At 37.5% G+C, this 13624-nt stretch carries 11 protein-coding genes and 1 other annotated feature; of the genes, 2 read left to right on the top strand and 9 right to left on the bottom strand.

Annotated elements, in window-relative coordinates:
- Positions 1–131: 131 nt before the first annotated feature.
- The 3 genes from AB3I20_RS02620 to efrA all read right to left on the bottom strand — a co-directional run bounded on the left by AB3I20_RS02620 (position 132) and on the right by efrA (position 3900).
- Positions 132–314 carry a hypothetical protein gene (locus AB3I20_RS02620; protein WP_172843731.1) on the bottom strand — a complete coding sequence of 61 codons (183 nt, stop codon included), beginning with the start codon at positions 312–314 and terminating at the stop codon, positions 132–134.
- A gap of 98 nt (positions 315–412) precedes the next feature.
- A complete protein-coding gene (efrB, locus tag AB3I20_RS02615) occupies positions 413–2173 on the bottom strand; it encodes a multidrug efflux ABC transporter subunit EfrB (protein ID WP_067480260.1) in 1761 nt (586 codons plus the stop codon).
- Positions 2170–3900 carry a multidrug efflux ABC transporter subunit EfrA gene (gene efrA, locus AB3I20_RS02610; RefSeq protein WP_067480257.1) on the bottom strand — a complete coding sequence of 577 codons (1731 nt, stop codon included), beginning with the start codon at positions 3898–3900 and terminating at the stop codon, positions 2170–2172. The genes efrB and efrA overlap by 4 nt, the downstream gene beginning before the upstream one ends.
- 382 nt (positions 3901–4282) lie before the next feature.
- Between efrA and AB3I20_RS02605 the strand changes: the two genes are divergently transcribed.
- Both AB3I20_RS02605 and AB3I20_RS02600 read left to right on the top strand, forming a co-directional pair.
- The gene (locus AB3I20_RS02605) at positions 4283–4495 is read left to right on the top strand and encodes a DNA-directed RNA polymerase subunit epsilon (RefSeq protein ID WP_067480254.1); all 213 of its coding nucleotides are present in this window, start codon (positions 4283–4285) and stop codon (positions 4493–4495) included.
- A 1-nt stretch (position 4496) separates the two neighbouring features.
- Positions 4497–6179, top strand: coding sequence for a ribonuclease J (locus tag AB3I20_RS02600; protein ID WP_067480251.1), 1683 nt, complete (start codon positions 4497–4499; stop codon positions 6177–6179).
- A 202-nt stretch (positions 6180–6381) separates the two neighbouring features.
- Here the strand turns inward: AB3I20_RS02600 and AB3I20_RS02595 are convergent, their stop codons facing one another.
- The 6 genes from AB3I20_RS02595 to AB3I20_RS02570 form a co-directional block, all read right to left on the bottom strand.
- Positions 6382–6582, bottom strand: a complete 201-nt coding sequence (locus AB3I20_RS02595; RefSeq protein ID WP_067480248.1) for a cold-shock protein — start codon at positions 6580–6582, stop codon at positions 6382–6384.
- A 149-nt stretch (positions 6583–6731) separates the two neighbouring features.
- Complete coding sequence (gene radC / locus AB3I20_RS02590) at positions 6732–7424, bottom strand: DNA repair protein RadC (protein ID WP_067480245.1); 693 nt, start codon at positions 7422–7424, stop codon at positions 6732–6734.
- 54 nt (positions 7425–7478) lie between these two features.
- Positions 7479–8129 (bottom strand): HAD family phosphatase, encoded by a 651-nt coding sequence (locus AB3I20_RS02585; protein ID WP_067480242.1) that lies wholly within the window; start codon positions 8127–8129, stop codon positions 7479–7481.
- The gene (locus tag AB3I20_RS02580; RefSeq protein WP_067480238.1) at positions 8119–9432 is read right to left on the bottom strand and encodes a folylpolyglutamate synthase/dihydrofolate synthase family protein; all 1314 of its coding nucleotides are present in this window, start codon (positions 9430–9432) and stop codon (positions 8119–8121) included. Before AB3I20_RS02580 ends, AB3I20_RS02585 begins: the two co-directional genes overlap by 11 nt.
- A 255-nt stretch (positions 9433–9687) precedes the next feature.
- Complete coding sequence (locus AB3I20_RS02575) at positions 9688–12333, bottom strand: valine--tRNA ligase (protein ID WP_075491917.1); 2646 nt, start codon at positions 12331–12333, stop codon at positions 9688–9690.
- 46 nt (positions 12334–12379) lie between these two features.
- Positions 12380–12618: a binding site (T-box leader), on the bottom strand.
- A 55-nt stretch (positions 12619–12673) separates the two neighbouring features.
- Positions 12674–13327 (bottom strand): redox-sensing transcriptional repressor Rex, encoded by a 654-nt coding sequence (locus tag AB3I20_RS02570; RefSeq protein WP_067480232.1) that lies wholly within the window; start codon positions 13325–13327, stop codon positions 12674–12676.
- Positions 13328–13624 lie beyond the last annotated feature (297 nt).

Below are 13624 nucleotides of genomic sequence, written 5' to 3'. Positions count from 1 at the left end.
CCCCTCCTTCATTCATTATTTGTTCAAAGTATAGCAATACTTTTCAGTGAATACTAGAAAAAACTAGACGAAAAAAGGTTGCAACAAAAGTCGACAGACTTCATGTTACAACCTTAAACTTCGTTTGAATCTTATAGTTGTTCTAAAACAGCTTCATAAGCTTCAACTTGTGCTAATAAACGTTCAATTTGTACTTCGTTTTCGATAAAATTGATTGAATTGCCTAGTTCTTCTTCTCGGCGTGTTGTCAAACGGTCGATTTCTTTTTTTGCTTCAGCAATTTGTTTGTTTAGGAATTGTTCCATTATTTCCATCTCCGTTTCTTCTTGATACTTTAACTGTATCACCAAGTTTTTGGAAAAACAAAAATTTCGCATCGAAAAATAATCTCTCATTTAACAAGTTAACACTACTACTCGACTTCTTCTGCAAATTGGCTGTTATAAAGTTTCTCATAAAAACCACCTTGCGCAAGCAAACTTTCATGTGTTCCTTTTTCGATAATTGATCCTTGATCCATTACTAAAATCAAATCCGCATCACGAATCGTCGACAATCGGTGCGCAATCACAAAGCTCGTGCGCCCTTTCATGACACGATCCATTGCCTTTTGAATCAAAGCTTCAAGACGTGTGTCAACTGAACTTGTTGCCTCATCCAAAATCAAAATCTTAGGATCAGAAATCACAGCACGGGCAATTGTTAATAACTGCTTCTGTCCAAGAGAAACATTGTCACCTTCAGCATTGATTTCCATTTCATAACCGTCTGGCATTGTACGAATAAAGTGATCGACATTCGCTGTTTTCGCTGCATCAACGACTTCATAATCAGTAGCATCTAATTTCCCAAAGCGAATATTATCCGCAATGGTTCCTTCATATAACCAAGCATCTTGCAACACCATTCCAAATAATGAACGGACATCACTTCGACTCAAGGATTTTGTGTCAATACCGTCAATTTTGATCGCACCGCTATTCACATCATAAAAGCGCATCAATAAATTAATCAAGGTCGTTTTCCCTGCACCAGTTGGTCCAACTACAGCAACCATCTGTCCTGCTTTGACTTCAAAATTCAAGTCTTGAATCAACGGCTTACTTGGATCGTATGCAAAGTCAACATGTTCAAACTTGACTGCACCTTCAACAACCTCAGGTAAAATCGCATCAACTTCATTTAATGGTTCTTCTGGCTCATCAAGAATTTCGAATACGCGTTTTGTTGCTGCAGAAGCACTTTGCAATACAGAAGAAAGTTGAGTGATATTCCCCATTGGTTGACTGATTTGCCAAATGTATTGAATAAACGCTTGAAGTTGCCCCACAACGATTACACCAGTAATAACATAAAAACTTCCCATAACAGCCATACCAATATACGTTGCATAAGCAGTCAATTGAACTAATGGCATCATTAAACCAGAAATAAAGGCCGCTTTAAACCCAAAGTATTTTAGTTGATGATTGACAGCTTTAAAACCATCTAATGTTTGTTTTTCACGTCCATAAACTTTTAAAACAGTAAATCCTGTCATATTTTCTTGGACATATCCGTTCAAATCACCAAGTGAATTTTGCATGTTTTGGAAATCTTTTTGCGAAACATTCACGATTTTTTTAGAAATCCAAATGGAAGCTGGAATCATGATCATTGAGATAAGTGCCATGATTGGTTGGATATAAAACATCATCACTGCAGCCATTGCAATCGCAAGTACAGCATTGACAATTCCGATAAAAGCTTGCTGTAATGCACCACTCACAGCATCCACATCATTGGTTACCCGAGATAAAATATTACCTTGTTGGTTTTTATCAAAATAAGATACGGGCAAACGATTGATCTTTTCTTCAATATCACGACGTAAATCTTGCATCGCACTTTGCACCACATTCGTCATCAGCACACCTGATAACAATTGCGAAACACAGTAACCGATCCCGACAATCGTGATCCAAATCAGACATTGAATAATATAAGAAAAGTTGATTGGTTCATTGTTTGCTAAATTTCGGCTGATTTCCGTTGTTGGTAGCCCCGTTACATAAGGAAGAGCCGCATTGAACGCAACCGTTAAGACCGTAAATAAAAGAACTAGCATAAATGTTGCTTTATAAGGATTAATATAATGTGCCAGTCTTTTTAAAGAAGAAAATGTTTGTTTCATGCTAATTCCTCCTTCGATAGTTGAGAGGCAGCAATATCGTAATAGATTGGGCAATTTTCCAGTAATTCACGGTGCGTACCCATTCCAACAACTTCCCCTTCGTTCAACACAACAATTTTATCTGCGTGCATAATCGTTCCGACACGTTGCGCCACAATCAAAACAGTGGATTCCGTTGTTTCTTTCTTCAAGCGAGCACGAAGTTTCGCGTCTGTTTGGTAATCCAAAGCAGAGAAACTATCGTCAAAAATGTAAATTTCTGGTCGGCGGATAATTGCGCGGGCAATGGCTAACCGTTGCTTTTGTCCACCAGAAAAGTTTGCGCCTCCCTCTGAAAGATGTTCATTGAATCCATCTGGTTTACGAGAAATAAAGTCAGTGGCTTGTGCAATATCTGCTGCTTCTTTCATTTCTTCATCTGTCGCATCTTCTTTTCCGTAACGGAGATTTTCTGCGATTGTTCCAGTAAACAACAAGGCTTTTTGCGGAATAAAACCAATCTTGTCACGTAAAGTGCTTAAACGATAGTCTCGCACATCTACCCCGTCAATCAGAACTTCGCCTTCACTCACGTCATAAAATCGCGGGATCAGCTGGATCAAGGTTGACTTGCCACTCCCCGTACTTCCGATAAATGCAACCGTCTCACCTGGTGAAGCGGTAAAACTTACATTACGAATGACTGGTTCTTGTGCATGACCAGGGTAAGCAAATGTTACATTCTTAAATTCAACAAATCCTTTCGTTTTCGTTTCCGAAACACCTTCAGGATTTTCTGAAATCTCAGGTTGAGCATCTAAAGCTTCTTGGATACGCGAAGCAGAAACAGCTGCCCGTGGATACATCATAAAGACACTTGCAAAAAGCATGAACGAGAAGAGCGCGTGGAAAATATATTCGATAAATGCAATCAAGTCCCCTACTTTTAGTGACCCAGCATCAATTTGTAGTGTCCCGCTCCAAATAATCAAGACCATTACAATATTAAACAGGAAGTAAAAACCTGGTTGTGCTACTGCCATCAAACGAAATAAACTTTTTGAGCTTGATGCATAATTTTCATTGACTTCGCCAAAACGTTTTTCTTCGAATTTTTCATTCACAAAAGCGCGGATAACACGCAGACCAGATAAATTTTCTCTTAGTATACTGTTGATTTTATCTAAATTCTTTTGTTGCTTTTTGGATAATGGTTCAGAAACTTTCGCAATCGCTATCACTGCGAGTAATAAGAAAGGGAGTGCGCCGACTACATACAACCCTAATATCGCACTTGTCCGAACAACCATATATAGACTGACTGCAAACATCATCGGTGTCATAAAACCAATTCGCAAAATGTTTTGTAAAAACAACATAATCTGATACGCATCATTCGTCGTACGCGTAATCAGAGAAGAAACACCTAAATTTTCATACTCTTGATGCGAATAACTTTGAATTTTTTCAAATAAATCATCACGAATATCTGCAACAATATTCGTCGTGATTCTTGAACCAAAATAGCCTAAAAGAATATTTAAAATAATTCCGATAACGGTGATTACAATCATGACAATCCCTTGTTGTTTGACGTAATCAAAATCATCTTGTAATATCCCAAAGTCAATCATTCGTGCCAAAATCGTTGGTAAACCTAATTCAATGAGGATAAAACCAAATACACAAATAAAATTCAAAAGTAAGAATTTCTTGTACCTCATTGTGTAGTGCCACATTAACTTCACTTTCTCATCTCCCTTTTAAAAATTTCATTTTTTTGCCATTAAATCCCATGATAGCACACTAAAAACCTTATTAGAACACTTCACGTTCAAAAAATTACTGGAAATAAATCCTCAAGATTTTTTAGGACTCTGCTGTTGATTTCTATACTTATTCCCCAATTTGTGCTAGAATAACAAGTAATTATTGTATAATTTTTTATACAAAGGTACGGTTGAAGAAAATTCCGAACAGAACAAGCAAAGCGAGGCTTGTCTCTTTGATTCAAATAATTAATTTGAGTCAAAGCATATCAAAATTCAGGTGGCTTGCCCACTCGTTTTGTGTTGTCTAAAAAATCAACTAGCTAAATTCCTGCGTATGCAGATAAAGGAGACAAAATAAATGATTTACAAAGTTTACTATCAAGAATCAAAAATCCGTAACCCTAAACGGGAAGAAACACAAGTGCTTTACATTGACGCGAAAGATGATGTCGAAGCACGTCAACGCGTTGAAGAAAATACCCCATACAATATCGAGTTCGTTCAACTTCTAGAAGGAAATCACCTAGAATACGAAAAAGAGAACGTTCAATTTACTTTAGTGGAGTTTTAAGATGAAACTTTCCATCAAAAATAATGAGACAGGCGTCTTTGCAATTGGTGGATTAGGTGAAATTGGGAAAAACACGTATGGGGTACAATTTCAAGATGAAATTATCATCATTGATGCTGGAATTAAATTCCCAGAAGATGATTTACTTGGAATTGACTATGTGATTCCTGACTACAGCTACATCGTTCAAAACTTGCACAAGGTGAAAGCTCTTGTGATCACTCATGGCCATGAAGATCATATCGGCGGTATTCCTTATCTTTTGAAACAAGCAAACATTCCTATTTATGCTGGACCTCTTGCATTAGCCTTGATTACAAATAAATTGGATGAACATGGCTTGCTTCGTGATGCTGAGCTTCACGAAATCAATGAAGATACGATTATTCGTTTTAGAAAAACATCCGTTAGCTTTTTCCGTACAACTCATAGTATTCCAGATGCTTTAGGTGTTGTAGTTAAAACGCCATCTGGAAACATCGTTGCAACAGGTGACTTCAAATTTGATTTCACACCCGTTGGCGAACCAGCTAACTTACACAAAATGGCACGTATCGGCGAAGAAGGTGTTCTATGTTTACTATCCGATAGTACGAACGCTGAAATTCCAACCTTTACAAAGTCAGAAAAAACCATTGGCTTATCCATTTTAAAAATCTTTGAAAAAATCGAAGGACGCATTATTTTTGCCAGCTTTGCTTCAAACATCTTCCGTTTACAGCAAGCCGCAGATGCAGCAGTCGCAACTGGTCGAAAAATTGCAGTCTTTGGTCGAAGCATGGAAAATGCAATCGTTAATGGACAACGTCTAGGCTACATCAATGTTCCTGATGGTACATTTGTCGATGCTCATGAGATTAATCGTTTGCCTGCAAATGAAACAATGATTTTATGTACTGGTTCTCAAGGTGAACCAATGGCAGCTCTTAGTCGTATCGCTAATGGAACTCACCGTCAAATTCAAATCCAACCAGATGATACTGTGATTTTTTCAAGCTCACCAATTCCAGGAAATACAACAAGTGTTAATCACTTGATTAATTTGTTATCTGAAGCTGGTGCTGAAGTTATTCACGGAAAAATCAACAACATCCATACTTCTGGTCATGGTGGCCAAGAAGAACAAAAATTGATGTTGCGTTTAATGAAACCAAAATATTTCATTCCCGTTCACGGTGAATTTCGAATGTTAAAAATCCATGCTTCCTTAGCACAAGATGTAGGTGTTCCTGCTGAAAACTGCTTTATTATGGAAAACGGGGATGTCTTAGCATTAACTGCGGACTCTGCTCGACCAGCCGGTCACTTTATTTCTGGCGATGTCTATATTGATGGTAGCGGAATTGGTGACATCGGTAATGTTGTCTTGCGTGATCGCCACACCTTATCTCAAGAAGGACTTGTGTTAGCTGTCGCTACAGTTGACATCAAGAAAAAAGAAATCTTGGCTGGACCAGATATCTTATCACGCGGCTTTGTTTATATGCGTGAATCTGGTGAAATGATCAACGAGGCACAGCGAATTTTATTCCACGCCTTACGAGAATGTTTGAACGCACCTGATTGCTCAGAACATAAATTAAAAGAAGCAATGACTAGTGCATTACAACCTTTCTTATTTGATCGAACAGAAAGACATCCAATGATTTTACCAATGATTATGACTCCCGATATGGGCGAATAACTAGCAACTTACTCCCACAAAATAAGTGAGAATAAACGAAAAAACACTTCTATTCCCTTCATTTTAATAATGAAGAAAATAGCGGTGTTTTTCTTTGTCTAAAAAAGTAACTTGTTTTTTCTCTTATTACCACATATTCACCTAAAAAAAAAAGACAGTAACCACAAGAATTGTAGTTACCGCCTTTTGAATATTGAGTGAATTAAGCTTTCTCAACGTTTGTAGCTTGTGGTCCACGATCTGAATCTTCTACATCAAAAGTTACAGCTTGGCCTTCTTCTAATGTTTTGAATCCGTCGCCTTGAATTGCTGAGAAGTGAACGAATACGTCGCTTCCGTCTTCACGTGAAATGAAGCCAAATCCTTTTTCAGCATTAAACCATTTAACTGTTCCATGTTCCATTATATAATAGCCTCCTCGTGCATAAGAGCACTTATTTGTTTGTAACATTGCTCGTGTACGATAGAGGTGAACAAATGTCTAACTTCTATTCCCAAACAAAATTACACTATAATTGTACACTTGCTCAGTTTTTTTTGCAAGAATGTCACCTACTCCTCTTCCAGTAATCCCTCTTCTCTTAAGCTCAAATATTGCTTCGTACCAATAATCAAATGATCTAATACTTCGATTCCCATCAACTCGCCACACTCTCTCACCCGTTTAGTAAAATGTAGATCTTGTTTGGATGGAAGAACATTACCAGATGGATGATTATGCGCCAAGATGATTTTTGCTGCAGAAACTCTCACAGCAAAATGAAAAATTTCTCGTGGATGAGCAATCGACTGATTTAAAGAACCAATAAACAACGTTTTCTTCAAAATGAGTTGATTCTGGGTATCCAAATAAATACATACTAAATGTTCTTGTTGAAAATCACGCATCTCCATAATCAGCTGTTGCGCAAGGTCATAGCTTGAGCGTATCAGTGCACTTGCTGGTCGGGCTTCCACTTGAATGCGTTGACCTAACTCAATCAACGCACAAATTTCTAATGCTTTGACTCGACCGATTCCACGAATTTCCCGCAACTCAGTTAATGATGCTTGTCGTAATGCAGTTAAATTAGCAAATTTTTTCAAGACCTCACCTGCAATATCCATTACATTATATGGGTGTTGTCCTGTACGTAGTAAAATCGCTAGCAATTCTTGATCAGACAAAGCCTCTACACCATAAGATTCCATTCGCTCTCTTGGAAGTGATGTCGTCGGTACTTCTTTCATCAATCGTTTCCCCATAAAAAAACCTCCTATTCCGTTCACTATAACTTACGAAAAAAGAGGTGTTTTTTATCAAATAAATGTTGGAATTTCATGTAATGAAGAGACCACAGCAACTGTTTTATCTGCAAGTTCAGCAGATGGCTCCAATAAATCTGGTACCATAATAACAGGTATTTCTGCTGCTTCTGCTGCTAAAATCCCATTTTGTGAATCTTCTAAAATCAAGGTATTTTCTTTAGTTGTTCCTAACTTTTGTTGCGCTAATAAAAAGATTTCTGGATCTGGTTTGGCACGTTTTACATTTTCAGCAGAAACGATCATATCAAAACGAGTCAATAAATTATTTTTTTCTAATAAGAGTTCGATCACTTTTCGTTGATTGCTAGAAGCCACCACTTTAGGAATATCTTGTTCCTCCAAGAAATCTAGTAGTTCCATCACACCAGGCTTTAGTTGAACATTTCCGGAAGCAAAACGAGTAAGCGTTTCCTGGAAAGACTCGTCAATAAATCTCTGAACGGTTTCTCGGCCATACTCAGCAAAAATCTCATGATAATTTGCCCAGACTTCTTCATCAGAAACACCGAGAAAGCGCAAATAAAATTCTTTATCGTACGGAAAACCCATTTGATCGGCTACCATCTGAGTTGCTTCATAATAAACCATTTCTGTATCAAACAATAAGCCATCCATGTCAAAAATCACTGCGTTAACCTTCATCATTTCCTCCTAATTCAACTAATAGTTTACGAACTTCTGAAATAAAGTAAAGAGAACCTGTTACCAGTAATACATCTTCGTCTGTCATTTTTTCTAAAATTTCCGCTAATCCAAATTGCCAAAGTGAAACGATTGACACTTTTTGATTGGCTAAATCTGCTACTTGATCCAGTTCAATTGCTTTTGGATACTCAAATGTAGTGAGATAAATATGGGCGTTAGGAATATCTTGTAATTGTTGCAACATACTATTTACATTTTTGGTAGTCAATGCCGAAAACAAGATATTGATTCGATAACCAGAAAATTCTTTTTTCATATTTTGAACCAATCGCTTCATCGCATGGGGGTTATGTGCACCATCTAAAATAACTAATGGTTCTTCACTTAAACGTTCCATTCTGCCAGGCCAGTGTGCTTGTTTCAAGCCATTTTTGACTTCTTTTTCGCGAAACGGCAATTTTTCCATTTGGCAATAAAGTGCATACAATTCAATAGCAACGCCTGCATTTTCTACCTGATGTTGGCCCAACATACTTGTACTTAGACCGACCATTTTTCCGGATTCATTATAAAAGTCAAAAACTTCACCCCAATTTTTTGCTGGATGTTGATAGATGACTCGATACTCTTCACCAAATAAATAATGTTTCGCATTTTTATTTTTAGCTGTCTCATTAATCACGGCTAATGCATTTGGTTCAATTTTCCCTGTCACAACAGGTATACCTTGCTTAATGATTCCCGCTTTTTGTGCTGCAATTTCTTCTAGTGTTTTTCCAAGAACCTCCGTATGATCCAGCCCAATCGTTGTGATGGCTGTCAGCATTGGCTGGGCAACATTCGTTGAGTCCAACAAGCCACCTAAGCCAACTTCAATAATTGCGATATCGACCTGTTTTTCTAAAAAATAATCAAATGCCATTGCAGTTAAAGTTTCAAACTCCGTAATTCCAGCAACTACTTCAAATTTATCAAGATGTTCAACCAGCGGCTGATACTTTTCCACTAATTGAATCAATTCTTCATCAGGAATTCCTTTCCCATTGATTGAAATTCGTTCATTAAATGTTTCAATGTAAGGAGAGGTAAAGGTTCCTACTGTTAACCCTGCTTCTTCTAACAAACAACGTAGATATGTCACAGTTGAACCCTTGCCATTGGTCCCAGCAATATGAATCGTTTTGACTTTTTTTTCTGGGTGATCAACGACTTCCAGTAATGCATTCACGCGATCTAAACCTGGACGTGAGCCAAAAGGTAATCGGCTATGGATCCAAGCAATTGCTTCTTCAATTGTCATCAACAATGCCCCCATTTCTCTTTCATTATAGCAAAAAGAACGGCTGAAAGAAGTGTTCCGCTTAAAGAAAACCGAAAAATCATTCAAAATCAGCTTTCTACTTTTTTATTTTGTCTTCTTCTGAGAAAAAGACAAAAAATTTCTTAGTCTTCATTTCAAAAAAAGAGAAGACCAAAAAATTCTGGCCTCCCCTTTATGCTTAAATTTCTTTAGTTGTAAGCATTATTTTGTTGAAAGTAGTTCTTTTTTCACTGTTTAGCCAATCGTACGCAAACTTTCAATACGATCTTTAACAGCGGCTTGTTTTTCTAAATAATCTTTTTCTTTTGCACGTTCTGCCTCAACAACATCATCAGGCGCATTGGATACAAAACGTTCATTACCAAGTTTTCCTTGAACTCGTTTCACTTCACCTGTCCATTTAGCTAATTCTTTTTCAAGACGTTTGATTTCTTCTTCAATATTGATCAATCCAGCCAATGGTAAGAAAATTTCAGCCCCTGTTAGGACAGCAGACATTGCTAAATCTGGTGCAGTAATCTCACTTGAAATAACTAATTCTTCCGGATTACAGAAACGTTCAATATAATTGGTATTCTCAACCAAGAATTGATCAATTTTGGGATCCGTCGTCTTAATCAATAGAGTGATTGGTTTTGATAACGGTGTATTCACTTCTGAACGAATATTACGTACTGCACGAATCAACTCTTTTAGAACTTCCATTCCTTTTGAAGCTGTTTCGTCATCAAATTCAGGACGAACAACAGGATAGTTAGCAACAACCAATGAAGTACCTTCATGTGGGATATGTTGCCAAATTTCTTCCGTTACAAATGGCATGATTGGATGCAACAGACGCAAGATTTGATCTAACGTGTGGACTAAGATACTACGTGTTGTTTGTTTTGAATCAGTATCATCCCCGTAAAGAACTTCTTTACTCATTTCGATATACCAATCACAAAAGTCATCCCAGATAAAGTTGTACAATTGACGACCTGCTTCACCAAATTCAAAGTGGTCAAATAAATCTGTTACTTTAGCAACTGTTTCATTTAGACGTGTCAAAATCCAACGATCAGCAACTGATTTTTCACCAGTTAGATCAATGTCGTTACTTGTCATGCCTTCCACATTCATGATAACAAAACGTGAAGCATTCCAAATTTTATTGATAAAGTTCCAAGCAGCATCCATTTTTTCATAACTGAAACGCATATCTTGTCCTGGCGCAGAACCATTTGATAAGAACCAACGAAGTGCATCAGCACCATATTTTTCAATGACTTCCATTGGATCAATTCCGTTGCCCAGTGATTTACTCATCTTGCGACCATCTTCTGCACGAATCAATCCATGGATTAAGACGTTATTAAATGGTCGTTCCCCAGTAAACTCTAAACTTTGGAAAATCATTCGGCTAACCCAGAAGAAAATAATATCGTAGCCAGTCACCAATGTGCTTGTTGGGAAATAACGTTGATAGTCTTCACTCTCTGTATCGGGCCAGCCCATTGTTGAAAACGGCCATAAAGCAGAGCTGAACCATGTATCTAAAACATCAGGATCTTGTACCCAGTTTTCGCTATCTGCAGGTGCTTCCATTCCAACATACATTTCGCCAGTTTCTTTGTGATACCAAGCAGGAATTTGATGTCCCCACCATAATTGACGAGAGATAACCCAGTCATGCACATTGTCCATCCAACGTAAGAACGTCTGGTCAAAACGTGGTGGGAAAAACTCTACGGCATTATCTGTTTCTTGGTTTTCAATTGCTTTTTGAGCAAGTGGTTGCATTTTAACAAACCATTGTGTTGATAAGCGAGGTTCAACAACAACTCCTGTACGTTCAGAATGACCGACACTATGCGTCATCGTCTCGATTTTGATTAAACGCCCAATTTCTTTTAAGTCATTGACAACCGCTTTTCTTGCTTCAAAACGATCCATACCAGCATATTTTCCAGCTAACTCGTTCATTGTACCATCTTCATTCATTACATTGACACGAGGTAAATCATGACGATTACCAACCTCAAAGTCATTCGGATCATGTGCTGGTGTAATTTTAACAACACCTGTTCCAAATTCCATATCAACGTACGTATCCGCAACAACCGGAATTTCTTTGTTAACTAATGGTAAGATAACTGTTTTGCCAATCAACTCTTGGTAACGTTCGTCATCGGGATGAACGGCTACTGCTGTATCCCCAAGCATTGTTTCCGGACGCGTTGTTGCAATCTCAACGACACCAGAGCCATCAGCTAGTTCATAGCTCATATGGTAAAATGCGCCTTCGATGTCTTTGTGGATTACTTCAATATCAGATAACGCCGTTCTAGCTTGTGGATCCCAGTTGATAATGTACTCACCACGATAGATCAACTCTTTTTCATATAACGTCACGAAAACTTTACGGACAGCTTCTGACAAACCATCATCCAAAGTGAAACGTTCACGACTATAGTCTAAAGACAATCCCATTGTTGCCCATTGTTCCCGGATATGGCTAGCATATTCTTCCTTCCAATCCCAAACTTGATCGATAAATTTTTCACGCCCTAAATCATAACGAGAGATTCCTTGCTCACGAAGCTTTTCTTCTACTTTTGCTTGCGTTGCAATTCCTGCATGGTCCATTCCTGGTAACCATAATGTATCGAAACCTTGCATTCTCTTTTGGCGAATCAACATATCTTGTAATGTTGTATCCCAAGCATGACCCAAATGTAATTTACCTGTTACATTTGGTGGTGGAATAACAATCGAATAAGGTTTCGCTTTCTTGTCACCACTTGGTTTGAATAAATCTTGATCTAACCAGTTTTGATAGCGACCAGCTTCAACTTCTTGCGGATTGTATTTTGTTGATAAGTTTTTTTCTTCCGTCATCCTGTTTCCTCCTTTAAAATAAAAAAAGTCCTAAAATACTTTCGTATTTTAGGACGTATAATTTACGCGGTACCACCTAATTTGTACTAGCAAGTTTTGCTACTACCTCTCAAGTGAGTTAACGATCACGACTCGTTTATCTCTACTCCCTCATTGAATAGCATAATGAGATTCAAGACAAAGACTTCCAAGCTACCTTCACCAGCTATTATTAAGAACGTTTCAGCTATTCGCTCTCTCTCTAAAAATAAATCACTAGTTACTCCTCTTGTTCAACGTCATGATTCATTCTACATTCCTTTTTTTTATGTGTCAACTAGACTTTATTATTAGCTAACAGTTAAGAGAAAACAGTTGAATAATTTTCGTCAAAATAAATCAGGGTTTGCAGTTCTGTTGTTAAGTCAATGTACTGAATATTGATATGCTCCGGCACAACGACCCGGTCAGGTGCAAAATTTAAGATAGCTGTAACTTCACTTTTGACAATTTCATCAATAGCTGACTGTGAGTATTTGCTTGGCACAGTGGTAATCGCTACGCTGACTTGCATTTCTTTTGAGACTTCGGCAAAACGTTCGATTGGATAAATCGTTAAGCCATCTATTTCTCGGCCAATTAGTTCAGGATCATTGTCAAACACACAAACGATATTTAAGTTATCATTCCGACGAAAGTTATTATGTCGTAAAGCTTTTCCTAAATTTCCATAACCAACTAACGCGATTCTTTTTTCTTCACGGGTATTTAAAATACTATTAAAAACTTCGATTAGGAAAGGAACATCATACCCATAACCACTTCTTCCCAACTCGCCAAGATGTGAAAAATCTCTTCGAATCGTTGCAGGCGGTACTTGCGTAATCTCACTAAATTCTTTTGATTTGATGCGAACAATTCCTGAATCATCCAACATCTTTAAGTAACGTAAGTATAACGGTAAACGTTTTGCTGTTGCTTTTGGTAACGTTTCAGATTTTTTCAACTCTCGCATGTTCAAAGCTCCTTGTTCATATTTTCACATATTTAGTGTATCATGTTTGAATCGTTGGAACAAGCTTTCATCCCAATGAAAAAAGCAAAGGACAATAAAAATCATCCTTTGCTTTCTAGTTAGTCAATCCATTAATCATCTAGTTCTTTGCTATTTTTAAAAAAATACCTGCTTGTTATTATTTGATTTCGAAGTAACCCCTCGAAATTACTCATAACTGTTCAAAAATATAAAAACTATTTTTGTCAGTTATTCATTATTTTTGGGAGCTGGAAGTTTTGCGCCACAACCTTATTT

Origin of the sequence: Enterococcus sp. C50 (assembly GCF_040887505.1) — a bacterium.
In the GTDB taxonomy this organism is placed as follows: Bacteria; Bacillota; Bacilli; order Lactobacillales; family Enterococcaceae; genus Enterococcus_B; species Enterococcus_B thailandicus.
Note: the sequence above shows the minus strand (reverse complement) of the source record. Positions and strands in the feature narration are given on the sequence as shown.

What these genes read in the sequence shown, in the direction of transcription:
- AB3I20_RS02620 (WP_172843731.1), bottom strand. Translation starts at nt 314, where the DNA reads ATGGAAATAATGGAACAATTCCTAAACAAACAAATTGCTGAAGCAAAA.
- efrB (WP_067480260.1), bottom strand. Translation starts at nt 2,173, where the DNA reads ATGAAACAAACATTTTCTTCTTTAAAAAGACTGGCACATTATATTAAT.
- AB3I20_RS02605 (WP_067480254.1), top strand. Translation starts at nt 4,283, where the DNA reads ATGATTTACAAAGTTTACTATCAAGAATCAAAAATCCGTAACCCTAAA.
- AB3I20_RS02600 (WP_067480251.1), top strand. Translation starts at nt 4,497, where the DNA reads ATGAAACTTTCCATCAAAAATAATGAGACAGGCGTCTTTGCAATTGGT.
- AB3I20_RS02595 (WP_067480248.1), bottom strand. Translation starts at nt 6,582, where the DNA reads ATGGAACATGGAACAGTTAAATGGTTTAATGCTGAAAAAGGATTTGGC.
- radC (WP_067480245.1), bottom strand. Translation starts at nt 7,424, where the DNA reads ATGGGGAAACGATTGATGAAAGAAGTACCGACGACATCACTTCCAAGA.
- AB3I20_RS02585 (WP_067480242.1), bottom strand. Translation starts at nt 8,129, where the DNA reads ATGAAGGTTAACGCAGTGATTTTTGACATGGATGGCTTATTGTTTGAT.
- AB3I20_RS02580 (WP_067480238.1), bottom strand. Translation starts at nt 9,432, where the DNA reads ATGACAATTGAAGAAGCAATTGCTTGGATCCATAGCCGATTACCTTTT.
- AB3I20_RS02575 (WP_075491917.1), bottom strand. Translation starts at nt 12,333, where the DNA reads ATGACGGAAGAAAAAAACTTATCAACAAAATACAATCCGCAAGAAGTT.
- AB3I20_RS02570 (WP_067480232.1), bottom strand. Translation starts at nt 13,327, where the DNA reads ATGCGAGAGTTGAAAAAATCTGAAACGTTACCAAAAGCAACAGCAAAA.